This is a genomic window from Planctomycetia bacterium (genome assembly GCA_015075745.1).
GTDB lineage: Bacteria > Planctomycetota > Phycisphaerae > UBA1845 > UTPLA1 > UTPLA1.
Genome location: JABTTW010000002.1, coordinates 480,978 through 506,772, shown reverse-complemented (window position 1 = coordinate 506,772; position 25,795 = coordinate 480,978). Strand labels below are relative to the sequence as shown.

At 61.2% G+C, this 25,795-nt stretch carries 10 protein-coding genes; 1 reads left to right on the top strand and 9 read right to left on the bottom strand.

Going from position 1 to position 25,795, the window contains the following annotated elements:
- Window positions 1–438 precede the first annotated feature (438 nt).
- Both HS101_15560 and HS101_15555 read right to left on the bottom strand, forming a co-directional pair.
- Complete coding sequence (locus HS101_15560) at window positions 439–2,475, bottom strand: VWA domain-containing protein (GenBank protein ID MBE7507683.1); 2,037 nt, start codon at window positions 2,473–2,475, stop codon at window positions 439–441.
- Entirely contained in the window at window positions 2,472–3,389 is a 918-nt protein-coding gene (locus tag HS101_15555; GenBank protein MBE7507682.1) for a DUF58 domain-containing protein, read from the bottom strand. The genes HS101_15560 and HS101_15555 overlap by 4 nt, the downstream gene beginning before the upstream one ends.
- A 136-nt stretch (window positions 3,390–3,525) precedes the next feature.
- Here HS101_15555 and HS101_15550 point away from each other — a divergent pair, with 136 nt between their 5' ends.
- Window positions 3,526–3,858 (top strand): ATP-dependent Clp protease adaptor ClpS, encoded by a 333-nt coding sequence (locus tag HS101_15550; GenBank protein MBE7507681.1) that lies wholly within the window; start codon window positions 3,526–3,528, stop codon window positions 3,856–3,858.
- A 3-nt stretch (window positions 3,859–3,861) separates the two neighbouring features.
- Here HS101_15550 and HS101_15545 read toward each other — a convergent pair whose 3' ends face one another.
- The 7 genes from HS101_15545 to HS101_15515 all read right to left on the bottom strand — a co-directional run bounded on the left by HS101_15545 (window position 3,862) and on the right by HS101_15515 (window position 24,962).
- A complete protein-coding gene (locus HS101_15545; protein ID MBE7507680.1) occupies window positions 3,862–5,109 on the bottom strand; it encodes an NAD(P)/FAD-dependent oxidoreductase in 1,248 nt (415 codons plus the stop codon).
- Between the two features lie 49 nt (window positions 5,110–5,158).
- The gene (locus HS101_15540; GenBank protein ID MBE7507679.1) at window positions 5,159–5,881 is read right to left on the bottom strand and encodes a hypothetical protein; all 723 of its coding nucleotides are present in this window, start codon (window positions 5,879–5,881) and stop codon (window positions 5,159–5,161) included.
- 316 nt (window positions 5,882–6,197) lie between these two features.
- The gene (locus HS101_15535) at window positions 6,198–7,394 is read right to left on the bottom strand and encodes a hypothetical protein (GenBank protein MBE7507678.1); all 1,197 of its coding nucleotides are present in this window, start codon (window positions 7,392–7,394) and stop codon (window positions 6,198–6,200) included.
- Window positions 7,395–7,537: 143 nt separating this feature from the next.
- On the bottom strand, window positions 7,538–12,586 hold the full coding sequence (locus HS101_15530) for a CotH kinase family protein (GenBank protein MBE7507677.1): 5,049 nt from the start codon (window positions 12,584–12,586) through the stop codon (window positions 7,538–7,540).
- Window positions 12,587–12,681: 95 nt separating this feature from the next.
- Window positions 12,682–13,392: a hypothetical protein gene (locus HS101_15525; protein MBE7507676.1), complete on the bottom strand. Its 711-nt coding sequence runs from the start codon at window positions 13,390–13,392 to the stop codon at window positions 12,682–12,684.
- A gap of 134 nt (window positions 13,393–13,526) precedes the next feature.
- Entirely contained in the window at window positions 13,527–15,905 is a 2,379-nt protein-coding gene (locus HS101_15520) for a hypothetical protein (GenBank protein MBE7507675.1), read from the bottom strand.
- Between the two features lie 117 nt (window positions 15,906–16,022).
- Window positions 16,023–24,962: a lamin tail domain-containing protein gene (locus tag HS101_15515; protein MBE7507674.1), complete on the bottom strand. Its 8,940-nt coding sequence runs from the start codon at window positions 24,960–24,962 to the stop codon at window positions 16,023–16,025.
- Window positions 24,963–25,795 lie beyond the last annotated feature (833 nt).

Genomic DNA, 25,795 nt, shown 5'->3' with positions numbered 1-25,795 from the left:
TTTGGGTGAAAACGCGCGAAGAGGCCTGAGACCTGAGGCTTGAGGGATGGGGGAAAACTGCCGGACGGCAACGAGTCAAGTCGTCAGTACATTTCGCGGCGGCTGAGTCGCGCGGATGCATTCGAGAGCGAGTCGGTGTCATGCGTCCGGCAGGGGCGCCGGACGCTACGGGGAGCGCCGAAATCGAAGGTGACATATAGTGACACACGGGCTTTGGAAAGTGTGTCAACTCTTGTGGTGGTCGTGTGTTGGGGTGATGCGCGAAAAAGGTGAAAAGCGCGCGAAACGGGCCTGGGACCTGAGGCCTGGGGCTTGTGGTTTGGATGATGGGCGTTGCATGCATCAGGTTCATCTTTGTTGAGTCTGCGCGGATTGGGCTCTATTGGGAGATTCTTGCTCCCCGTTCGCGCCGAAATGCAGGAAACCTGAGGCGGGTGATCAGATCATCACGCGTTTGTTGTAGACCCACCATTCGATGATGAGTATGGCGATGGCGGCGAGGACGGCGTAGGGCCAGAGGGGCTGGTTCACCTTTGTCTCGGCGGTGACGGACTCGACGGCCTCGGCGCCGATGGAGAACTTTTCGTTGGGGAGGATGCGCGACTCTTCGGGGTCGAGCAGGTTGGCGGCGAAGAGCTCGGTGGTCCTGGCGGCGTCGTTAAAGGTGAGGCGATAGACGCCGGCGTCCTTGGTGCGGGCATAGGTGAAGGTGCCGCCGGCGCGGACCGGGGACTTGTCGATGTGGCCATCGGGGCGGACGACTTCGACCTCGGTTGCTCCTGCGGGGTTGGCGGCGGCGAGGGTCTCGCCCGGGCGGAACATGCGGGTGACATCGATGAGGCCGCCGGAGGCGAGGTAGCCGACGGCGTTCTGGATGAAGATGGGGAAGGCCTCTTTGAGGGGGAAGTTTGAATCGAGCAGGTCGAATGCGCAGATGACATACCGATGGCCGGGATCGCTGAGGAGGGCGATGACGCGGCTGTCAGGCCCTTCGAGGAGGCCGAGGGCGTGTTCGGGCAGGGTGAGCTTTCGCCATCGGGTGACGTAGAGGCCGTCGTAGTTGACGTTGCGCATGAGCGGGTCGTCCTGCCGGCCGAAGATGATGGGCTGGCCTTCGATTTCGTCGGTCGCGGCGACGCCGTCGACCTTGGGGACGCCGCCGAAGAAGAGGTAATTGCCGGGGGGGAGTCGATCGGTGTCGTGGTTGTCGAGGAGGACGAGGTCGAAGGCGCTGCGGCCGTCGCGGATGAGGGCGTCGTCGGGGGATTTTTCGTATTCCTCGGGTGTCATGGTAGTGACATCGGGAATCTCGAGGGCGCGGAGGGCCTTGCCGAAAAATCGCTCGACGGCGGAGCGGCCGGAGACGGTGAGGACGCGGACTTCGCGCGGGGGGTCGATGGGGGCGCTGGCGATGTTGTCGACGGCCAGGGCGTCGTCGTGGTGCAGCTCGACCTGGATGATTCCGCCGGATTCATGATGGAACTCGAAGATGACGTTTTGGGCGGGGGCGATCTGAGACTCGATTGAACCGGAGGCGGGGGCGCTGGTGGTCGGCGGCTGAGCGGGGTCGCGGGCGGGGCCGAGGTGCAGTTCGCGGATCGAACCGGGGCCGGGCAGGGGCTTGCCGTCCAACGCGATGGTGATGTCGGCCTTGACGGCAGTGGGGCCGAAGTTCTCCACCTGGACGAAGACGGACAACATGCCGGGTCGCTCGAAGTCGCGGCGGACGTCGAAGGCGGTGATGCCGACGTTGTCGGCGGTCTGGCCGACGCGGTAGAAGCGCATCTTGCCGCGGGTGACGAACTGCTGGCCGGCGTCGGCGATGCGGCCGTCGCTGAAGAATTCGATGTCGGCGAAGGACTGCGAGAGGGGGCTACCGCCGCTTGGGACCGCCGCGCCTTCGGCGCCGCCGACATCGACGAGATTGGAGGAGTAGGCGATGGCCAGCGGGAGGGCCTCGCCGACGAGGCTGCGCTCGTCAGAAGGCTCGATGTTGCGGATGGCCTGTTCGAGACGGCGCTTGTCGTCGGTGAAGGTGCAGCCGACAGAGGGCACGCTGCCGAAGGCGATGACCATGGCGTTGGAATTGTCGGGGAGGCGCGAGACAAACTCGGTGGCGGCCTGTTGGGCGTGCTCCAGTCGGGTGCGGCCGTCGGCCTCAAGGGTTTTCATGGAGGCGGAGCGGTCGATCATAATGACGATGTTGCGCTGCGATTCGCGGGTGAAGTTGGCGATCGGCTCGGCGATGCCGAAGAGCAGGGCGGCGAGCAGGAGAAGTTGCAGGAAGAGCAGGAGGTTCTTGCGGAGCTTCTGGAACGGGGCGTTGACCTGAAGGTCCTGAACGGCCTTCTTCCAGAGGAAGGTCGATGAGACTTTGCGCTCCTGGCGGCGGAGCTTGAGGAAGTAGAGCAGCAGCAGAAGCGGGATGGTGATGCCCGCGAAGAGGAGACCGACGGGCCAGGAGAGGAAGGTCATCGGACGAGCCCCCTGGCGCGGAGGTAGGTCAGGATGAGCGTTTCAAAGGGGTGGTTGGTGGCGGCGAGCATGTAGTTGATGCCGCGGCCGTTGCAGTATGCGCGAATGGACTCGCAGTAGGCCTGGAGATTCGATTTGTATTTGTCGAGGAGGAGCTTGCTGACGGTGATCTCGGCGATGTCTTCGTCTTCGCAGTCGACGAGCTTGAGGTCGCCGGTGAGGTCGGGTTCCAATTCCTGCGGGCTGAGGACCTGGAGGACGTAGATGTCGAGATTGCGACCGAGGAGGTACGGGAGGCCCTGCTCGAAGCCGGATTTGTCGAGCAGGTCGGAAATGACCAGGCAGACGCCTTTTTGGGTGTGGCGCATGGCGAACTGCTTGGCGGCGGAGACGAACTTGCTGGGACCGCCCAATGGCGTTTCCTCCAGGAATTGGAGCAGTTGCGGCAGGACGCGCCGGCTTCGCAGACCGATGCGAGAGGCGACCAGGCCGTCGGCATATGCATACAGATTGACGCGATCGTAGTTGCAGAGGCCGATGTAACCGACGGCGGCGGCGACGCGGCGGGCATAGCGCTCCTTGGAAGGATCGCCGGTGTCCATCGAGCCCGAGACATCGACGATGATGGAGACGTTCAGTTCCTCTTCTTCCAGAAAGAGCTTGAGGAAGAGGCGGTCGAGCCGGGCGTAGATATTCCAATCGACGTGGCGGATGTCGTCGCCGGACACGTAATTGCGGTAGTCGGCGAACTCGGCGGATTCGCCCTTTCGGCGGGACTTGCGTTCGCCCTTGTTGCGGGAGGCGGTGATTTTGCGGGAGATGATCTCCAATTGCTCCAGCCGGGCGAGAAAATCGGGATCGAGCAGCGGCTGGCGGGCTTTGGGTGGGGCGGGTGAAATTGTGGATTGCGTCATGTTGGTGCCCGGTGGTCGGTCGAATTATAATACGGAAAGGCGCCTGAGGCACGCATCGTGCGGGCACTTGCTTCGGCGGGCGGCCGAAAGTTATATTGAGGTTAGCGGGATCAACGGGTCAGGCGAGGGCATTTTGATGGCAGACAAGCGTGCAGACAATTCGGGGCAATCGAGTGAGAAGTCGATGACGGCCGTGAAGCCCGCTCCCGCACGGCGGAAGCCGAAGCCGAAGATGTTGCCGCCGTTCAAGGTGCTCTTGCACAACGACGACAAGAATATGATGGAGGACGTGGTGGCCTCCATTTTGATGCTGACGCCGCTGCGTGAGCAGGAAGCAATTCTTCGCATGCTCGAGGCGCACAAGACGGGCTGTGCCCTGCTGCTGGTGACGCACAAGGAGCGTGCCGAGCTGTACGTCGAGCAATTCGCATCGTGCAAGATTACGGTAACGATGGAAGCGGACGAATAGCGCTCAGCGGCCGGTGATGCCGCGCGCGGCCACGCGACCTGTGCACCAGGCCCATTGAAAGTTGAACCCGCCAAGTCTCCCTTCGCAGTCCAGAATTTCACCCACAAGATAGAGCCCGGGGCAGACGCGCGATTGCATGGTCTTCGCGTCGATCTCGGTCAGGCTGACGCCGCCGGCGGTCACTTCGGCGTAGGCGTATCCGCGACTGCCGGTGACGGGCATGGGCCATTCGATCAGGGCGGAGGCGAGTCTGCGGCGGTCGGTGCGGCTGAAATGGGCCATCTGTATTTGATGATTGATTTTCAGGGCGTCGAGGATCGCGCCGGCGAGGCGTGTGGGCAGGAGGTCTGCAACGACGCCGGCGATCTGCTGGCGGGGGTGAACTGCCGCGCGGCGCACGAGGCGCGCTTCGAGCGAATCGAGTGTTTCGTCGGGGAGCAGGTTTGCTTTGATAGTTACGGGGCGGTTTTCGATCTTTGCGCGGTGCCAGTGGCGCGATGAGTCGAGGGCTGCCGGACCGCTGACGCCGAAGTGGGTCCAGAGCATGGGGCCGCGAATGCGAACGGGCTTGCGGCCTTCGGCGAGGATTGTCAGTTGCACGTCGTGGGCGATGCCGGAGAGCGGTTGGTGGAAGGTGCCGTCGAGCAGCAGGGGTGCGAGGCCGGGCGTGGTCGGCACGATGGTGTGGCCGAGCTTTTCCGCCAGGGAGTAGCCGAAGCCGTCGCTGCCTGTTTTGGGGAGCGATTTGCCGCCGGTGGCGAGGACGACGCGCTCGGCGCGAAGCTGTTCGCGGTCGGTAGAGATGTCGAAGCCGTCAGGCGTTTTTTCAATGGCGATGACGCGATATTCGCAGCGCAGGTCCACGTTTAAGCGACGGGCCTCGGCGAGGAGGGCGCTGAGGACGGTTTGGGCTTTGTTGGTGTCCGGGAAGAGCTTGCCGAATTCCTCTTCGTGGAGATCGACGCCGATTTCGCGGAAGAACTCGATCGTCTCGGCGACGGGCAGTTCGTTCAGGATGCGCTTGATGATGTGCGAACTGCCGCCGCAGAAGTCCTCCGCGCGGACTTCGCGGTTGGTGACGTTGCAGCGTCCGCCGCCGCTGACGAGGATCTTCGCGCCGGGTTTCTTGGCGCCGTCGAGGGCGACGATGCGAAGGGCGGGGTCTTGCCGTGCCGTGAAGATGGCTGCGGCGAGACCGGCGGCTCCGGCCCCGACGACAGCGAGATCAGCGGTGAGGCTCGGTTCGGGCATGGGGTCATTCTATGGAACGGGCGGCGGAATGGGGGGAGTCGAGAGATGGCTAGTGAATCGGTGGCTGGCGTTCTACGCCGAATGGCGACTTTGAATGGGCGGGCGTGTCGGCGAGGGTGAGATTCAGCCCACCGGCGGCGTCGAGGCTGATTTGCCAACGCTGGCCGATCTTGACTGGCACGGCAGGGGCCTCGAGCTGGGCCACGCGTACGCCGAGGGACTTTCGAAGAGCGGCGTCGTCGATCAGGCTCCAGAAGCGGTCGAAGATTCGCTCGCCGGGCCCGCGAGACGACGCCTCGGCGTTCATGCCGGCGATGGCGGCGGCGGGGAGCTGTTGAGCGCTGGCGGGCTCCTGCTGGTCGCCGAACATGCGACGAAACAGGGCGAGGCTCGCGTATTGTCCAGCGCTGCCTTCGCGGAGCTTTTCGTGCTCGAACTTAAGCACCATGGCCTCGAAATAGACCGAGGTGCCGAAGACGTCCAATTGCTGGGGCGCGCCGATGTCGCCGTTGTCGGCGATCTCCTGCCAGCGAAGGGTGGTGGTGAACCGTTGGGGGGCGATTTCGGACTGGCCGAGGATGTCGACCTGGGCAATGCGGCGCGAGGCGGTGAGCTTTCGGGCGTATTCGACGAGCTCGGCGCGCTCCTGCTCCAAAAGGTCCACGCGAGCCTTGAGTTCGCGCACTTCCTGTCCGCCGAAGCGGAGGACCATGAAACCGGCCGCCGCGCCGAAGATGCCGGCGATCGCAAGTTGTCGGACTGACTTAATCATGCATCTATTGAGTTAACGGACGCCTGGGCTCGTTTCACCATGCCGCTCTGGTTTCTCAGATCGGCTTGAACATCCATCAGCGCTTGCAATCTTCTACGATCTCGATCGCCGGCGGCTGCGAGGAAAAGACGCCGACATTTTCGGCCGCCGCCGGCGACGATGTCTCATAATGATCGTAGTCATGTGGAGCGCGGAACGGCCTGGAAGCCTGGTGGCTGCCTGGAGTGAACAGGGGATCTGTGTCCGGACGGCCGTCAGAGGCTCACAGGGGGGCCGCAGCGGCCCAGCCTGAAGGCGGGCATGCACCGTTGGGAAGTCATGGGCAAACGCAGATTTCGTTGACGAGACAATCGACGAAGAGGGGGACGTCCTGATCTCCGGTCACGCTTCCATCGCCGCTCAAGTCGCCGGCACAGAGCTCGCCTGCTGTTGCGGCGCCCGGATTGAGAATCGTGTCGACGAATTGCTGAACATCGAGGCCGTCGCGCTGGCCGTCGCCGTTGACGTCGCCCTTGGAATGAGCGCCGGAGACGATGGTTGGCGAGTCGATTTCGTTCGGGACGATGACCTCATTGGTCACCGAGGTGATCTTGGTTGCGAACGGGGGCGAAGCGGCGCGGAAATCGACGGAGGTTTCTCCGGGGCCGATTGCGTCAAAAAGCAGGGTGGCGACGGTCGCGTCGGACTGCGAGGAACTGCCGTTCAGGCCGACGGCGATGACCCCATTACCCGCGTTGCCGTTTAGATGGACGAGCGAGGCCGTGTCCCAGGGCGAGCCCATCTGGTCTCCGACCGTGGCGCCGGTGAGCGTCAGGATCGAAGGATCGTAGCTGAAGAGAGCCTGTACGCCGTTGACGGGCTCCAGGAGGCCTGAAACACGCAGCGGCACGCGAACGACCGATGAAGTGGGAACGCAGGTGGTACAGAAATCGAGATCGAATGTCAGCGACTCTGAAGCCAGGACGGTCAGAATGCAGGGCGAATCCGCCTTGAAGGGAAGAAATCCGCCGCCCATCAACGAGATGCTGGACAGCGGAAATGGCTCGATTGAAATCTGGAATGTGCTGCCTGGAGTCGCGTCGAGAGAGACTTCCAATTCATAGGTTGAAAGGTATGCCGGCGTAGTGCCGATCGTCACTCCGCCGGCGTTGTATAAAGCGCCGGCAGCTTTGCCCGGACAGTTCGTCGCCGTGTTTGTCGAGGAGAGGCCGAAAAAGATGTAGTCGGGCCGAAGCGTATTAACGCTGACGTGGGAGTCCCCGTTTCCGCCGGGGCAGGGAACGCTGAGTGTGCCGGCGCCGCTGAGGCGAATGATGGAAATTCTGGTCTGATAGCCACGGACGTTGGCCGCGTTCTGAAGTAACGTGTGCATCGACAGTTCGCTGCCGGGAACGGCTGTGATGCTCGACAGTTCGCAGGTCATCACGGCCTGGCCGCGTACTGGTGCGAGCGTGCCGGCAGTCGCGGCGAGCCCTGCAGCGAGGGCTAATAGCCTTGTCGTTAACCGCTTCACAAACCCCTCCCCCCATCCTGCGGCAGTTATCACAGGCGACCGCCGATTATGGAATAATCTTACGCGATCCCCCGAGCAACCCCATGTGCAAATGGGCCTGAATTACGAGTCTGAATGCCGCTCGGCAGCGGGCGATGGCGCCTTTATCGAGCCGAGTTTTCGACGGCAGGACTTCCCACGCCCTGATCAGCATCGGACAGGCGATCCCATGCTTCCCGGGGCATCACGATCCCGTGTTTCTCGGCGAAGGCGCGGACGTCTTTCGCGTCAATCATGCCGTCCGAATCCTGATCGGCAACACCCAGGCGGGGATTGAGCCTGACTGCCTCCGCCACGGACAGTGAGCGCTTGCCGGTCCGTACGGCCGACGGTCCCCTCGGTCGGATCGGCTCCGATGCAACGCCGGCGTCCGCGATCGGCGTCCCACCCTTGGGGCCGGTCGACGGCGGCGGGGTCGGCGGCGGACAATCGGCGGCCGAATCCCCGGCGAGGAAAAAGTTAATCTGAAGCGCCGTGAAGTCAATGGTCCCCTGCTGGCCGTCACCATTAACGTCGGCGCCAAAGCCGCAATCCGCGGGAAGTCCGATCGGGCAATCGGTGACCATGGTATTCCAGCGTGCCGCGAGAATGGCATAGTCGAGGATGTCGATGAGGTTATCCTGCGGCACTCCACTGGTGCGGAGGTCGCCGGAGATCAATTGATCAGAGGCCACAAAGTGGGCACTTGCGAAACAGGTGGTGAAGGCAATCGGCAATCGGGACTGAAGCGTGTGTCCTTCGACCGCGGCAATCCACTCGGCTGTCGGATCGACATTGGTCAGAACAAGTTCGGCCAGGCCTCCCGGCCCAAACGTGACGGGGGTGGTGATGACCTGCAGCACTTGGGTGCAGTTCGTTATCGTAAACGTCACGTCCCGCGTGACCTCGAAGCCGAGTCCCTGAATCTGAAGGGCCACGTCGATGCGCGGTCCAATGGTGATGGGATCGGAATCGATGGTGACAGGGGAGATGGTCTGGTTATCGAAGGTCGTCAACTTGTTGCGAACGGGCAGGCAGGTCGTTGAGAAGGCGACCCGGCTGGGGTTTATGTTGCCGCCGGGAGCGAGAACGTCAAACGTCAACGTGGCCACCGTGGCGTCCGCCTGAGAGCTTGTCGCGAGGAGAATCACGGCGTACTTGATCAGTCCGTCGGTGTCGTCTTCGAAGACTTCGGCGGCGGAATTCCAGGGCGACGCTCCGCCGTCTCCGGGCGTCATGCTGACGAGGCTCAGGAGACTTGTGTCGTAGTTCAGAATCGCCTGGACACCGTTGATGGGCGCGTGCAGGCCGGAGACATCGAGTGTCAGGACGATTTGCGAGCCCGGACAGGCCTTAATTTCCGGCCCCGTTGCCTCCGGCCAGTTGAGGCTGAGCTGGTCGCAGGGTGACATTGGCGTGTTGACGCATTCGCCGTCGACGCAGTCGTCGATGGTACAGGGATTGCCGTCGTCACATTCGGCGGGAAGCATGCAGGGCATGAAACTGCCTCGCAGCACCGTGAAGTCCTGTGTCACGGTGCCGGCGGAATAGATGTTTGGGGAACCAAAAGTGCTGGAAGTTCCGTCGTTGTAGTCGGACTTGGGGTGAATAAATGCGCCGGGATCCTGCTCAAGCTTGAAGACTTCGTCGTTGCCAATCCCACTGACCGGCTCGATTCCCTCGCCGGCCGGACCGAACATCGTGACTCCGACTTCATCCTTGATGGTCAGTTGCCAGTTGGTGTGAGACACTTCGAAGTCGGCGGCCGTGATGTATGTGCCGGTCCCGGCGTTGGCCGCGCGAACGTTGATCCACCAGTCGCCCGAGGCCGGACTGTAGGAGACGTCATCGGGGAGGTCTTCGGAGACGGTGATCAAGGTTCCTCTGCGCAGGTCTGACCAGATCGGGTCATTGGTCAGGGTCAGCGTCAGCGGCGTCCCGATGCCCGTGTTGTCACTGACGACCAACTGCCATCCTCTGATGTCGGTGTGGTCCCGGGTGATGACCATTTCAAACCAATCGCCGCCATTGGCGAGGACACGGCCCCAGAACGTGTCGGAGCCGTTGTCCTTGAGGAGTCCGGTGGGTCTGACGGCGTTGTATTCATTCAGGATGATCGGCGTTGCGTCGCCGTCATTCGGGGCGACCGGCGTGACGATGGCAAATTGGAGCAGCTGATGACCGCCGTCGGGAAGCCGGCCAAAGGAGATGTTGGAAGGGACGTTGGCATAGTTCAAGTAGTCGATAATGTGCCCGGTGGATGAGTAAAGACCAACCGAGCCGGTCGTCAACCCGATCGTGAAGTTTGCGTGAAGCGGGCCCTCGCCGACTGAACCATCCGTCCAGATGAGCAGGTGCTCTCCGCCGCAAATCTGAGTTTCGGGGGGAATCTGCCAAAGGGTCGGATTTCCATAGGTATTGGTCAGATACATTCCGCCGATTTCGACGGTCGCCTCTCCGGCGTTGTAAAGCTCGACCCAGGGATCGAACTGTCCGGCCTCGTCCCGATTCTTCGACTCGTTATCCGGTAGGGCCTCGTTGATGAAAATCGGCGGTACGGTCGGCGTGAAGCCGGCCATGCTGTTGGGCAGCCCGGGCGTGCCGCCGGGAGAAGCGCTGGCCGCCCAGTTGCCGACTCGGTCGTTGTCCTGGGAGGCATCGATCAACTCCAGGGAGTAGCCGCCGCCGTCCGGACTTGTCGGCCAGGGGGTCGCGTCGTCGTAAGTGACTGTATCGATGACAGTACCGTCCTTGTGACGCAGCGTGAGGGTCTCTCCTCCGCCGTCGAGATTTCCGGAGTATTGGGCCGCTACGAATTTGCCCGATCCGTATTGTGTGCGGAACTGAACGTCGCCTCGGACCACGAGCATATATCCATTGGGGAGAATGACCGATCCCGGCGGGATGACGAGTGCGACGCCGTCGAGCCGCCATCCGGACAGGTCCACGGCCTCGGTCGGAGATGGATTGTACAGCTCAATGAATTCGTGATCGCCGGAGACGGCGGGGTTATACATCAGCTCGTTGATGACGATTTTCGGGTGAAATGATTGGGCCTCGGGAATCTCGCCGGGGACACGATGGTTCGTGAGCAGGTGGATTCTGCGGACGGCGAGGTAGTCGTTCTTGAGAATGTTGACGGCCGTGGCGAGCGATTGAGATTGGCCATATTGGCCCCACTTCGCAACGTCCAGAACGGCCTCGGGGCCGATGTGGGAGACGAGTTCGTCGATGCGATCTTCGTATCTACCGGCTTGAAGGAGCTCATCGGCCAGTGTTCGAAGCCGGCGATGATACATCGCGCGAATGTTAAGATCGGCATGCACGACGTTGATGAGCCGATTCCAGAGGTCGTCCCATTTGCGGTGGTTTGTATCGCCGAAGAGCGGATGGCTGGGTGAGACAAGCGTATTGCTCGGATGGGGCGCGTCGTCGTCTGCCCAGATTCCGTCGCTGAGGACGCCGCCGCCTGCGCCGAAATTCCTTCCGAAGGTCAGGTCCATGTCCCAGGTCTGGCATGTCCAGCGACCGGTGCCCTCGGTGTCGCGGTAGAGATAGTAGTTCTTGGCGACGTGATCGTTGTTGTGAACGATGCACTGGGCGGCCAGGAAATTGAGCATGGCCGGGATGTTGACGTTGTCAAAAATGAAGTCCGTCTTTGCCTGGCCGGTGAGGTTGTTGATGCCGTCGAGCAGGGCGAAGAGGTCGGAATAGTCTTCGGTCAGGCGCTGTTCCTTCTGATATTCGTTTGGAAGCTGAGCCAGCGACCGAAAACGGCAATCGTCGTCGGCCTTGTACCACGCGGCATTCGTGTCGAGTTTGTTTCGTGCGATGTAGTCTTCATCCATGGACTCAAGGAAGTTGTACAGACCGAAGAACTGGCCGTTCTGCTGGAGCCGGACGTGGAAAACCTGGTTCGACGGGTTGCCGGAGTCACGAAATGATTCGTAAGCCAGTATCTCGCGGACGTAGGCCTTGTCGGAGTAATTGCACTGGAGATTGAACTGGTCAACCGGCAGCGCGAACAGGCCGGGGGCGAAGAAATCGTGCCCCTGCGGCATGTAAAACTTCCAGTGATTCTTCGGCCATTGGCGAGATGTCTGACCGCGCACGCGCACCATCACGCCATCATAGACGACGCCGTCATAGGCGAAGACGGCGGGCTCAAGTTGATCCGTCAGCTTGTGGGCGATCGCCGCGGCGTAGGCAGCCGGGTCCATGAACCAGTGAAACACGGGCAGGTCCGTGACGAGGCCGGGGTCCTGCACCATGAGACCGGCGTAGGTGATGGTGTCATCGGTGCGCGGGTAGCTCATCTGGCCGGTGGGGCCGCTGGCTGTGATCCGGTAGCGGATGAGCGTGCTAACGGGCTGGCCGGGGATTTCCGCGCCGAAGACCCCGTCGCCTGCCGCGCCATCGCCATGCGCGCCGTCATCGAACATAACGCCGGCGACCTCGGCGGTAAAACCGATCTTGTAGTAGAAGCTGTTTGTTGTCGCGTCTTCGATGCGGGCGGTGACGGTGATCGTCGCCATGGCGGACGGATCGGCAGTGTGAGTGATCTCGCTGATCCACGGGGGAAGCCCGACGGCGTTGACGCTGTTCACCGCATTGGCCGTGTGGCCCGGGCCGGCGATGCAGGCGCGCCAATTGCGCGGGGTGTTGCCGTTGAGCAACGGATCGATTCTTTCCAGGGATGGTCCCTGGCCATCGGCCTTTGTCGGCCAGAAACCCACGTCGGAGTACTCGACCTCATCCTGGACGACGGCGGAAGCGTTCTTGATCGCGATGCGCTCACCGCTGTTACTGAGCTGGCCTGTGTAAACAAAGTCGGGAGGAAAACCGTAGGCGGTCTGGAATTGGGCGGCGTCCTTCGCGAGGAGCATGTAGTCGCCCGGTGCGATGGTCGTTCCGGCGGTGAAACAGTAGTCAATGCCCTCGACGCACCAACCGGTGAGAGAAACGGCGGAGGCCCCGGTATTTTGAATTTCGAGGAACTCTTGCGCCTCGTTGTCGTTGAGCGGGTGGTACATCAATTCGGTGATGACCACATTGGCAAATGATGTCGAGCAAAGCGCAGCAGTTACCAGCGCGGCAAGAAACCGCGGCAACCAGCGGCGATGGGGAATCAAATGTCGAGCATCCTTCGCAACCTGAGCACCACCTGCGGGCATATTGCCACTCCCTTGACCCTCGCATGATAAGCAAACTCTTGACGACCCGGCCGCGGCGTGACACGTTTTGTCGCGCGGCGACACGATCCACGAGATCATCCATCCAGTAACGACTGAACCATTCCGGCGATATCGTTGACACTCACTTCGCTGTCTCCGCTGAAATCCGCGCGACAAACGTCGGAAAAGGCGGTCGATTCTAGTATCATGGCCTGGATAAAACTTTGGATATCCAAGCCATCGGTGTTGCCATCGAGGTTGATATCGCCGTCGGCTGCCCCGGGGCAGATCATGACCTCCGACACGCCAAGCGTGCCGGTCACGTCCTGACCGGGAACGGCAGTGCCGTAAACCCCGGTTTCGGTGGAATTCCCAAGCATGAGCGGTATCGTGACGGTGTTGAGCGGCGTCTCGGCAATCGCCTGAAAGCGGATCGTCGTCACCAGCAGGCCCGCGGGAGTCGCCATGGCTGGATTGGCAAACTGCCCCAGTGCCGTATATTTGGCATCTCCGTCGGCGAATGTGTTATTCAGCCCGTCAAGACCGCTGTCGTCAAGAAATCCCGATTGGAACCAGCCGAAGGGCCCGTTATTGATGACGCCGATGAGTTGAAGGGTTGTCGGGTCCCATTGGAGGAGGACGTCCATGGCGGAGATCGGCTGATTCGAGGCGTTGTCGGATACGGCATAGAGACCCGCATCGACCCACTCTCCCGGCCGGGCAATTTTTTGCGGCGGACGGAATTCGAGATTGATCGCGGCGATGGAAACGGACGGCAACATCGTGACAAGGGTGAGCAGCGGCACCACCCATGGCGTCCGATGACCGCGCAGCCTCCGGGAAGGCTCAGCGAACGTGCGATTCGCAAAGCCCGTTAACCAAGTTAACTGTGTTTTTACTGTGCCACACATAGGTACTTACTCCCAAGAACCGGGCATTATTAGTTGCCCTGCTCAAAATTCGAGGCCTCGATGGCCTTGAGCTTCTGATCGAACGACTCGAGGATCGGAAGTCCTTGCTGTCGGGCGAACAGTCGAATGTCACTGGCATCCACGGTGCCATCGCCGTTGACGTCTGCCAGAGCGGCCCGGGCGTCGAGAGTTGTCAGTTCACCGACGGAAATCGACGTTCTGCCCGGGAGCCCGGTGGCGCCCCTGCGAATCGGTACTGGGACGGAGACGGTAGCGACTGCGATCCCGCCGTCCTTCTTCTTGGGGCCGGCGGGAGGACTGATCACCCCGCAATTGCTCACGTCATCACCGACACTGAAGAAGTAAATTTGAATGGCGGTGAAGTCGACCGTGTCCTGTTCGCCGTCGCCGGTCACGTCTGCGCCCAACGAGCAATCCTCGGGGTCGCCGCCCACGCAATCGGACACAACCGTATTCCATCGAGATGCAAGGATGGAAAAGTCAACGATGTCAACCAGCGCATCCTGCGGCACCGTTGAAGTCTGCAGGTCTCCGGAGATCAGGCTTACTGTTACGACGTCCGAACCGTTTATGGAGAGGTCAATCGGCACGCGCCGGCGCAACGTGTGACCTTCGACGACGCTCAGCCAGGTCGCCGACGGATTCGGGTTGGCGAGGATCACCGTTGCCGTGCCATTCAACCCAGTCCGCTTGAATTCAACGGTCTGCGTTCGGGAGTCGACCGTTCCGGGGCAAGTGGTCAGGTCGAACTGAACGGACCGATCCGCCACATGCTCGCCCTCAGCGGCGTCGCCGAGCAGGCCGGGCACTTCGAGATTTACGGTGACGCATCCTTGAATGGTCACGACGAGCGAGTCCATCGCGGCCGGACAGGCGTTGCCATTGCAGGTGAGTGTCAGCGTGACAGTCCCGGCGAGCAGGTCGGCCGCGCCGGGTGTGTAGGTGGTGTCTTCGAGCGAATTGTCGCCGAAGGCGCCGTCGCCGCTGGAGGTCCAGAGGCTGCCGGTTGCGCCGCCGCAGGTTCCGTCGAGGGTGACGTCGCTGCCGCTGCAGATGGTCTGATCCATGCCGGCGTCGGCGGTGGGTGCGGATTCGATGGTCACGACGAGCGAGTCCATCGCGGCCGGACAGGCGTTGCCGCTGCAGGTCAGGGTGAGTGTCACGGTTCCGGCGAGCAGGTCAGCTGCGCCGGGTGTGTAGGTGGTGTCTTCCATCGAGTCGTCGCCGAAGGTGCCGTCGCCGATGGAGGACCAGAGGCTGCCGGTTGCGCCGCCGCAGGTTCCGTCGAGGGTGACGTCGCTGCCGGAGCAGATGGTCTGATCCATGCCTGCGTCGGCGGTCGGGGCCGTTTCAACCGTTACGATCTCCTGACAACTGCTGCTGCAACCGTTGGCGTCGGTGACGGTCAGATCAATCGTGACCGTCGGGCCTGCGCCTGCTGTGTAGGAAATTTGGGAAGTGCCTTGTCCCATGTCGAGCGAGCCGCCTATGACGGACCAGACGTAGGTGGTCATGCCGGCCGGCCCATCGGCGGTGTTGTTGGACCCGGAGCAAACAGGGGAGGCAGTCGTAATGGAGCAAGCGGGGTTCGCGTTGACGACAACTTCGGTCATTGCCTGGAATGTGCAACCCTGGGCGTTTGTCACGGTCAGGGTATAGGTTCCTGCCATCGCGGATGTGGCGCTGGCGGAGACTTCGGGATCCTCATCATTCGAGGAGAAGCCGTCAGGGCCGGACCAGGAGAATGAATAGGGAGAATTTGGAAGCGTGCCAGTGGTACCGCCGTCGAGGGTGAGGGAGTCGCCTTCGCAGACCGGACTGTTGCTGGAGGCGGTCGCAGTGGTGTCGTCGATGCTGATGGCGCCGGAGGGAGTTTTGATGAGGTTCGCGCCGGTGATGAATTGGGGGTTCTGTTCGGCTGTGGTCAAGCTGGTCACGAAGGGACTGCTATCCGCCTGAAAGGTGACCGCGGTGTTTCCCTCGCCCATGACGTCAAAAACGAGCGTCGCCACGGAGAACGGCCCAACCCCGGGACCGACGGAACCGCCATTGTTGACGATTGCGTAGGTGACAAGTCCGGCGCTGTCGGCGAGGTAGATTCGAGTGAAGCCGGAGAGCTCGGTGGTGCTGCCGGAATTCAGCGCCAAGACGGAGTTATCGTAGCTCAATCGTACCTGCACGCCGTTGACGCCGAGTGCGTCCACAAGGTCAGCGACCTCGAGGGTCACGCTGACGGTCGATGTGGCCGTGGTCTCGCACACCGCCGCCGGCTCAAGGCCGGTTCGAAGCTGCACGGTTCCTGTAATGGCATGTGCGGACTGCACGATCAACAGAAACAGGCAGGCGCCGAAAAAGGCGTTGCGTGCGATTTGTGAAAGGCTCTTCATGACGTATTTCCCCTTTCAGGACATCAATAACAGCTACATGGCCCAGTGTTGCCCGCTCTATTGTCAAGAGCGGTCAACTTCAAAAACTCTCAACAATTCGGCAACGAAGAAGCCGACTTAGCGGCTGTCCTGTTGCAAACTATTCTCAGCGGCCTCCATCGACCGCAGCTTCAACTCAAATGCCGGCAGAATGGCTATCCCATGCTGACGGAAAAATTCTCTGATGTCCCCGGCGTCGACGATACCGTCGCCGTTTTCATCAGCCGATACGAGCGATGCATCCATCGCGCGCAATCGGCTTGTGCCGATGCGGCCCAACCCACGCGGAATCGCCAGGGGCGGCGCCTTGTTTGAAGTCGATTTCAAATCATCCTGCGCCAGCGGTTCGCGGCCCGGTTTGCCCGGCGGCGCGAAGGCTGGACAGGCATCCTGTGGATCGCTGACCTGGAAGAAATATATCTGGAGAGCCGTGAAATCGACTGTGTCCTGATCTCCGTCGCCGGTCACGTCTGCGCCCAGCGAGCAATCCTCGGGGTCGCCGGTCACGCAGTCGGTCACGGTCGTGTTGAACCGGGACGAAAGAATCGCAAAGTCGAGGATATCGACGATGTCGTCCTGTGGCATCACGGCTGTCTGGAGATCGCCGGATACGAGCGAGACCGACACGGTGTCCTCGTTGTCGCCGCTGAAGTCCACGGCCGCCAATCTGCTGAGGGTGTGTCCTTCCCGAACCGAAACCCAGGTCGTCAACGGATCAACATTGGTCAGCGTCAATGCGCCAATCCCATTGCCCGCGTTCGGCGTGAATAAGACCGTCTCGGTGACCGTCACGGGTGAAGAACCGCAACGGGTCAGCGTGCACTCGACATCGCGATCGACAGGGCCCGCCGCGAGCCCGGGTATCGTGATCTGCACGGTCAGGCAGGCAGGCGCCGCGCACCCACCGACGACCGTCAGGACGCAGGCAGGCGCCACTTGGAACGGAATGGGCTGACCGTTCGGATTGGTCAGGTCGGCACCGGGGGAGGGCACGATTGAGATTTCAAACGTGCTGCCCGGGGACGCGTCCGGCGAGACCGTCAGGGCATACTCCGAAAGATAAGCCGGCGCACTGGTGACGCTTGTGCCGCCGGACAAGCGCGCGGCGGCGGCCGTCTTGGCAGCGCAGTTCGCGGCCGGGAAGACATCCGGGACGCCAAAGAAGATGAAATCGGGACGGTCGTCGTCAACGGCGACCCCTCCCGGACAACCGACGGTCACCGTTCCCGTGCCGGAGGTGCGAACGATGCTGATCTCGGTTTCATAGCCTAGCACGCTCAGCACATCGGAAAGGAATACCTCGAGGCGTGTGCTTCCGCCTGCCGACGGCATCGGATCTGTGATCTGGCAACTCATCAGCGGTTGACGACACAGGTCGGCCGCCTCATCGCATTGCTCGCCCGGCTGACACGGCTGGTCCGCCACGCAACCCAACTGAGGATCGCACGTTTCGAGCCCGTTGCAGAAGAGGCCGTCGTCGCAGGCGGCAGAGTTGTTCGTGTATTCGCACATCCCCATGTTGCAGGCGTCGTCGGTGCAGGGATTCCCGTCGTCGCAGTCGCCGGCGTTCATGCAGCCGGTGGGCGGCAGGAAGGTGACGCTCAGCTTGGGCCGGCTGCCGACGGTGCCGAACTCGCTGGAGTTGAACTGCCAGGAGTCGTCCCCGTTGTTGATCCAGACCCAGCCGTTATTCGTCTGACCGGCGGACCATGCCACCAGGCTCGCCGTGACGTCGATGGAATGCGAGCTGGTCGCGTTGAGGAAGCTGCTCACGTCGGCCGCGGCTTCGCATTCGGTGCCCGGCTGGATGCCGTCGCCATTGACGTTGAAGGTGTTCCAGTTGTTGGTGTCGAGCCAGGCCTGCGTCATGCGATGCAGCGAGGCGCCGGTGAGGCTGGCGTTGGTGATCATGACCGTCAGTGATGCCGACTGGATCGTCGAGCCCAGTGGAATCTGATCGATGTTGTCGCCGAAGATGCTGTCGAAGCGAAGCAGGACCTGGCGATCATCGGCCGCCGCCGGCATCGCACCGTCGCAAACCAGAACCGTCGCCGCGGCGTTGTTGGCCGTCGGACTGCCGGCGTGAATGAAGGTGTCCACCGTCGCGTCGTATCCCGACACGCCGTCCTGGAACATCAACATCACCGGCTGCGACTCGCACTGGCCGTTGCCGGTATTGCATGTCAGCCCCATCGGACAGTTGCTCACGTTCTGGCAGCCGAGCATGGGATCGCAGGAGTCGTCGGTGCAATCAACACCGTCGTCGCAGCTTGTTACGGCGTACTGACAACCGTTGATCGGGTCACACGTATCCTCCGTGCAGGCGTCGCCGTCATCGCAGTTGATCGGCGTGTTCTGACAGATATTGTTCACGCAGGAATCGGTCGTGCAGACGCTGCCGTCGTCGCATTCACCATCGACTTCGCAGCAGCCGATGATGGGCGTGTTATCACAGATTCCACCGTTGCAGACGTCGGACGTACATGGATCCATGTCGTCGCAGTTGATGGGCGTGTTCTCACAGGCGTCATTGACGCAGGCGTCGATCGTGCACGGATCGAGATCGTCACAGTCCCCATCGTTTGCGCAACTGATCGGCAGGAACGTGACAGAAAGGGTCGGCCGATCCACCGGCGTCGCGACGAACTCGCTGGAGCGAACTTGAACGCCGTCGGTGCTTATCGGGAGCACAATCCATCCCAGGTTCGTCGCCGGGGCGGCAAGCCAGGTTGCGAGGCTGCTCGTGACGTCGATATTCTTCGCGCCCAGCGGGCTGCCGGGCATAACGGCGAGGCTGGTGCCCGTATGATCGCCCGCCTGAACACCGGCGGTGCCGCCGAAGTTGTTGTAGGTGGTTGTGGCTTCATCCCAGTTGACGAGCACCTCTCGTAGATCACCGTCATTGCCGGTCGCATTGGCATCGCCGCCGATCGTGTAGGTCAGCGTGGCCGATTGGATGGTTGCGGTCGTCGGAATCTGCCCGGGCCCCGTTCCAAAGATGTTGTCAAAGCGAACAACCATATAGACCGGTCCCGCCGGCGAACCACTAGAGGTATCCCAGCGGATGGTTTCGAGATCGCCATTGATCGCAGTCGGAACCGACTCTTGGAAGTAGGTATCCTGAGTATCGGCGTAACCGTTGAGACCGTTTTGGAAGACCACGGTGATCGGCAGGATTTCGCACTGACCATTGGTTTGATTGCATGTATGCCCTTTCGGACAGTTAATCGGGATGTTCTGACAGCCGAGCATCGGGTCGCAGGAATCGACCGTGCAGGGATTCCCGTCGTCGCAATTGGCGGCGGCGTGTTCGCACCCGGTCAGTGGGTTGCAGGTGTCCGTCGTGCAGGCGTCTCCGTCGCTGCAGTCCGTGGGTGTGTTGGAGCAGACGTTATTGACGCATGCGTCGACGGTGCAGAGACTGCCGTCGTCGCAATCAGCGTCCATGTGGCAACAACCGGGAACAGACGTGTATTCGCAGATGCCGTTGTTACAGAAATCGGTGGTGCAGGGATCGCCGTCGTCGCAATCTCCGTTGTCAATGCAGCCGTTGAGCGGAACCGGGAAACCGAGCCAGCCGATCCTGTCGCCGGATGGGCCCGCCGTGAGGGCCGGCGAACCGGCCTGTAGTTCATAGTTGCAGGTCGTATTGACGAATAACGGGTCGGTGGACAAGTTGCCGGTGCCGCACTCGAGGTGTCCCGCATTCCCGACGATGGTGTAGTCAACATCTCCGCAGCATGTATTCGCGCTGTTGGTCCAGAGGATACAACGCTGAATCGAGGTGCCGGTGCAGCCCTGACCGTTTACGTTGGTGCCCGCCCCCAGGGTGCAATTTGTCAGGATGGCCGGCGCCTGGTTGCAGCGAAGGCCGCCCGGGCCGTTGAAGATGAGACAGTTTGTCATGGTGATGGTGGCCTCGGGGCCATTCACCAACGGGCCGATGCTCACGACCTTGTCGCGGCAGTCGTATAAGAGGCAGTTTTCAACGACCGGCTGGGCGCCCGTGCTGTGATCGATCATGTCATCGCCGCAGTCCGTCAACACGCTTCGGCGAATGATGTATGAGTTGCCCGGGCGATCCAGGTGCAGGATGTCGCCGTCCACGCCGTTCGGCTCAGGCGCGCGACCAATGCGCGTAAACCAGGAGTCTTCGATGAGCAGCGTCAGTCCCGAGCCGAGCCACTCGCCGCCGATGCCGACGCGCGAGAAGAGGCAACGGCGGAATGTGTAAGTGCCGCTGGAGCCGCCCAGGGCGGAAGTTCCCATGCCCGGACAGTCCGCGACGATGCAGTCATTAAACGTGAGTATGTGCGAATTCTCCGCGCGAATAATAGGCGGTCGCGGATGGCTGGAGACGATGCCGTTGCCAGCGCCGGTGAAGAACACAAATGAGTAGGTAGAGTTTCCATTGCCCTGATGGTAGATGCCGCGCCACGATGGACTATTGTTCTGCGCATTCTGCGGAAGGACCATGGCCGAGGGACCATTGGTGGCAAAGAAGTAAATCGGCTCGGCGCGCGAACCCGGTGCGCTGATCTGCCCGCCGCCGGTTGGGATGATTGCCGTGCCGTCGTTGACCGGTCCGGCATCAACCATGATCAAGGTGCCCGGCAGAATGGTCAGCGTGTTGCCGCTATTGACCGTGACGGTGCCCGTCAGATGAATGACGCCGTCACTCGGTCCCCATAACAATCCGGCGCCGGTAAGCGTCCCGGAAAGGTTCCTGAACAGCGCGGGATTATCGCCGTCGAGAACGTTGACGATCTTCGACACGATCATGGGGCCGACGGTGACAGTTATGAGAATATCTCCCGGTGGCGTTCCCGCTCCCTGGTCCAGTGTGATCGAGACACTGCCGACGCCGTTGTAGAAACGAATCGAGTCCGCTGGAGGGGTTCCTCCGCCGGCGCCGCCGTTGAGTGTTTCGAAGATGGTGATCGAGGTCGGGACCGGGCTGCCGTCCGAGAGGCGGGTCGCGGAGACCGTGCCGAGTTGCGTGCACGTTCGCCAGTCAATGTTGCCGGAAGAATCGAGGATGTCCGCGCGGAGCGTCAGCGTCTTGCTGTCGACCATGCGCGTCGGCGCCGTCAGTCGCAGGCCCGGCGTCGCCGGGGGAGGATCGTAGAGAACGGTGCTGGTGATGCTCGCCGTTTCCTGTGCCTGCCGGTCAAACGACTTGACCGTGATCGTGTTCAGGCCCGGATAGAGGTTGTAGTTGTACGACCAGTTGCCCTGGTACACGCTGAAGGTGGCCTGGACTCCATTGACCGTGACGTTGTGGGTGCCGGCCTGATTGAGTTGGCCGCTTAAGGCAAGTATCGGATTCGCGTTTGTATACGGGGAAACTGGGATGCCCGTCAGGGTGAGGGCGTCAATGGTCTCGTTATTGATCGACGTCACTCTGCCCGCGAACCAGTCCTTGAACTGTTGCCTTGTGGCGGGGAGGGCCGCGCTGCCGCCGGACGTGAAGAAAGCCGCATTCGGCATCGTATCGATGCGTGCATTGAAATTGGCGATGGAGAGATTGGTCGCCAGCAGGTCGTTGATGTCCTTGACGTAGATCGGCGCGAAGGCGTTGTGTCGGAGAAAATTGCGAACCGCGGCAATCGTGTTGTTGTTATTACCCGTGCGCCAGATGGTTTCGTAGGCGTCGCGAAAAACGGAATCGGTATCCCAGGTGATGAACTTCGCGTCAGGGCCGTCGACATGCCCAGCCTCGTTCATAAAAAGGTAGTAGTCATCGCCCGTATCGCGATAGATGCCGCCTTCCTTGTTGCTGAGGATGTTGTGAAGGGCGAAGTAGCGGCACCATTCGTCCTCGTCCACCGCCCCAGCCACCGTTGCGACGTAAGAGCCGGCGGGCGTGTTGTTCAAGACGTCGCAGAGATTGATGACGTCCGTGAAATCATCCAGCTCTTCGTTGTTTTCCTTTGAGTAGCCGTTTCTTCCCCACAAATTGACGCGATACGGGCCAGGAGCGGTTCCTCGCCAATCAAAGTTGGCCGTGTTTTCGCCTCGATACAGGTTGCCCGTTGAGCTGGTGCCTCTGTCCGGTACAACGGCGCCGCCTTGAGAATTGAGGAAATCGCCATCGACGCGCTCGATGCAGGCGTAAAGGCCGTTGAATCCGATGGAGCCGATGTTCGTCGTGTCGTAATTGATGCCCGTGAATCGCAGGCGGATGAATTCGCAAACGGATGCCGGCATCCCGGCGTCGCGGAAGATGTCGAAGCCGAGCTTCTGCCGCGTCGGCTGGTTGGCGTTCAAGATGAGCTTGCGAACTGAGAAACCAAGCGGCGTGGGCAATTGGTTGTCGGTGGCGAAGTCGACCGCGTACGACTTGGGGAAGAGCGTGATGCTGCTTTGCCCACGATATCGTTCGGTGACGTTGTAATACACTTTCCCCGTGTCATCGACAAACGTGGCGTCGAACTCGGTCTTGCAAGGATCGAACGCCACCGGACTTGTATTGCAGGACAGCGATTCCTGGGTGCTCTTGTTCGGCCGGGACACGATGATGTGATATACCGGGAAGTCGGTCGGCAGCGTTTCATTCGAGAATTTGCACAGGAGCGTCTGACACAGAACGCAGGTTGGATTCTGATCGGCCTGGCAGCCGACTGCGCTGCACGAACCGTTCGCGGTGGGGTGATTCCGCGGGAATGTGCTCACCGCCGAGCCGTCGTCCGCCGTGATATAGAAGTCGTACTGTTCACCGTTAGCGAGGCCCGTCAGTGTGGCCCCGTAGGTGTCATCGCCCGCTGCGCCGTCGCCGTGCGCCCCGTCATCCAGCATCGGGGTCTGCAGATACGCCCCCGGAGAAACGGCGTCCTGTCGATAGTTGAGCGTCACGTTGGGAGGAGACATTCCGTCATCGAGGACCAGGGCCGTCACCGTCACCGGCGTACTCGGCGCGGGAATCGAGGGGGTGTGCATCGGAGAAATAATGATGGGGGCGGGCGCGGCATTGAAAACGCTGTTCTGAGCCCCTGGTGTTCCGTTGATTCCAGATGAAGCGCGCCACGAGGCCGCGTACTGGTTGGGCAGATTCGGATTGATCAGTTCGAGCGACGGACCGCTGCCATCGGGCTGCGACGGCCACGCGCCGCCGTCGCTGTATTCCACTTCGTCCATCAGGTTGCCGAAGCTGTCCCGGATGGCGACGCGCTCGCCGCCGTTGCTCAGTGCACCGGAGGTCCATTGGAGGGCGCCTGCATGGCCCGTGGCAGCCTGAAGCGCGGTCGGGTTCACGGCGATCACCAGATATGACGCCGGATCAAGAAATGTCGCCGGTGCGAAAGTGAACACGACGCCGTCGGAAATCACCCAGCCGCTCAAATCAACCTGGCTGGCCCCGGCGTTGTAGAACTCCACGAACTCCGTGTCCTGCGTCGGATGAAGCACATCGTGCGGATGGTAATTCAGCTCGTTGATCACGATGCGGATGCCGACCGACAGCGACCAGCCATAGCCGAGGAACGGAACGCCGCCCGGCGACGAAACGATCGAGCCGGATGCGACGTTGATGTCGACATTCCCGGGAATCGGGACCGCGTAACCCGAAAACGTGTAGGGCCCCGCGCCCGAACCGGACACGCTCGTCGCCGGAGAACCATTGACAGTGAGATTGCCCGCGACAACGCCCGACACGGCGGCACTGAAGGTGACGGTCACCGACGGCAGTGCGTCGACGCTGATTAGCGAGGGAGGATCGGTCAGGGTGACCATTGGTCCGCTGGCACAATCGACCCCAGTGTATGAACCGGGACTGCCGACGTCTCCTCCGGTTGATGTCGTGGAAGATTGAATGTCCGCCGGGAACGAAAGGAACCACTCGTGCGGGTTGTTCTGTCCGAGGCCGGCATCGCAGACCCAGCCGCTGGAGTTCTGCGTGCGGATCGTGCCGGGAAAGTCCTGGTCGCCGTATTGAAGGCGGTCAACGAGTGAATTCGAGCCGTCCCAGATGTTCAAGGTGTCGCTCCGCCCCAGGGCTGCATCAATGGCGATGCCACTGATGATCTTGATGCCGGGGTCGAGGTTCCACGCGGTTCGGAAAGTGGCCTCGCCCGCTTCCGTAATGATGACGGACTCTCCGGGGGCGACCGTTCCAAAGCTGGTGAGGTCGATGGTGCCCGGAAGATTGGTGTTGTCGTCAAAGCTGAAGCCGGCCATATCGACGGGGTTCATTCCGATGTTCGTGAGTTCGAGGAACTCGCCATCGAGACCGGCATACATGTACTCAGTGATGCGAATCGGGGCGTTGGACGGCTGGGGACAGGTCACACCTGAACAGAGCGAGGCGTCGCCCTGATAGACGCCGCCGCCGTTTTCGCAATCGGCCTGCGTGACGCCGTCGGCGCAGCTTCCCATGGTGCAGCACGCGCCGGTCGGCCCCGATGGACACGCGACAGACGTAAAGGAGCCGGGACTGCCGACATCCGCGCCGGTCGAGGCGACGGAGCCCTGTGCGTCCGCAACCACGGACAAGACCCAGAGGAATGGATCGTTCGCGCCGAGCCCCTGGGTACAGATCCAGCCGCTCGCGTTCTGCGTGCGGATCGATCCCGAAAATGTCTGATCGCCATAGTCGAGTCGATCGACAAGCGCAGACGAAGCGTCATAGATGAAGATGGAGTCATTTCGGCCCAGACCGGCAACGACACCCGAGCCGTCCAGAATCTTGACCGTCGGCGCGAGGCTCCACGCAGCACGGAAGGTCGCCTCTGCGCTCTCCGTGATCACCACCGACTCGCCTGCCGCAACGCTTCCCAAGGCGCTCAAGCTTAATGAGCCCGGCGTATTCGTGCTGTCGTCCAGGCTCCAGCCGGTCAGGTCGACGGCGCTTCCGCCGAGATTCGTCAACTCAATGAACTCACCGTTGGCGCCCGAATACATGTACTCCGTGATGCGAACCTGCGCCCAGGCCGGTGTGCCGGTAAGCAGGAACAGTGCGATTCCCCAGGCGAGTTGAGATTTTCGGCTGTTGTTCATGGGATCACTTTCAGTGCGCTTCATGCGCGAAAACGTCGAGTAACGCCGGGCGAGAAGTGCCCCAAGATTCTGAGCAACTAACGAATTTCTGAGTCGCGAAAAGCAGGTCGTAAATCTGGCCACTAAATGCGCTGGCCGTACCCGAGACTCTGACCCTATTGTTGCGGTAATTGGCAGGCGCGAGTCTAACTGGATGCTCCTTTCCCCCGGGGCACCAGTCCAACGCCTCCCAGCTCAAAAGCGGATCGCGCCATCCACGTTTTTTTTGCGAATTCTCTGCGGCGAGATCCATGCTAACGAAATGATTATCAGAATTCAATTGATTACCGGCCGCGGGCACATTTAAGCGTCCAGATGATTCCGCGAGCTAAGAAGAGAAACGCACTGTCCTTAGCTAATGTGTCGGGAAGCGTTTTTTCATTGCACAATGCACGATTCCATCGCTAAATCTGTGCTGCCCCTTTTTTTTTGGATTTGCTTGTGGCCGATGATAAGCGTCTCGAATTTGCTCAAAAGCGGGACATTCGCGGCTCCATCCATGGTTGGCGCGTCGTTATGCACGTGAAAGCCGCGATGGCGTTCGCGCATATCTTTAACAACGACGTAATTTGCGTCAGATGACTCGGTGTTGGGTTCTCGATGCTCAAAACTCGAAGCGCGTTCGATGCGCCCGAGTATGACTGAGCGAGGAAAGCAGCATGTGGGAGCAGTTCCTCATGGATCTGCGAGCATGCGGGTTCTTAATTTCTCAACCCGGCCCGGCACGTGCATTGCCTTCGCCGCGACGGATGTTCGTCGGCAACCTACTGACCTGGATGATCGAACCATTCTTTCGGTTGATCACTTGGACCCGAAAG

What these genes read in the sequence shown, in the direction of transcription:
- HS101_15520 (MBE7507675.1), bottom strand. Translation starts at nt 15,905, where the DNA reads ATGAAGAGCCTTTCACAAATCGCACGCAACGCCTTTTTCGGCGCCTGC.
- HS101_15550 (MBE7507681.1), top strand. Translation starts at nt 3,526, where the DNA reads ATGGCAGACAAGCGTGCAGACAATTCGGGGCAATCGAGTGAGAAGTCG.
- HS101_15560 (MBE7507683.1), bottom strand. Translation starts at nt 2,475, where the DNA reads ATGACCTTCCTCTCCTGGCCCGTCGGTCTCCTCTTCGCGGGCATCACC.
- HS101_15545 (MBE7507680.1), bottom strand. Translation starts at nt 5,109, where the DNA reads ATGCCCGAACCGAGCCTCACCGCTGATCTCGCTGTCGTCGGGGCCGGA.
- HS101_15540 (MBE7507679.1), bottom strand. Translation starts at nt 5,881, where the DNA reads ATGATTAAGTCAGTCCGACAACTTGCGATCGCCGGCATCTTCGGCGCG.
- HS101_15515 (MBE7507674.1), bottom strand. Translation starts at nt 24,962, where the DNA reads ATGAAGCGCACTGAAAGTGATCCCATGAACAACAGCCGAAAATCTCAA.
- HS101_15555 (MBE7507682.1), bottom strand. Translation starts at nt 3,389, where the DNA reads ATGACGCAATCCACAATTTCACCCGCCCCACCCAAAGCCCGCCAGCCG.
- HS101_15530 (MBE7507677.1), bottom strand. Translation starts at nt 12,586, where the DNA reads ATGCCCGCAGGTGGTGCTCAGGTTGCGAAGGATGCTCGACATTTGATT.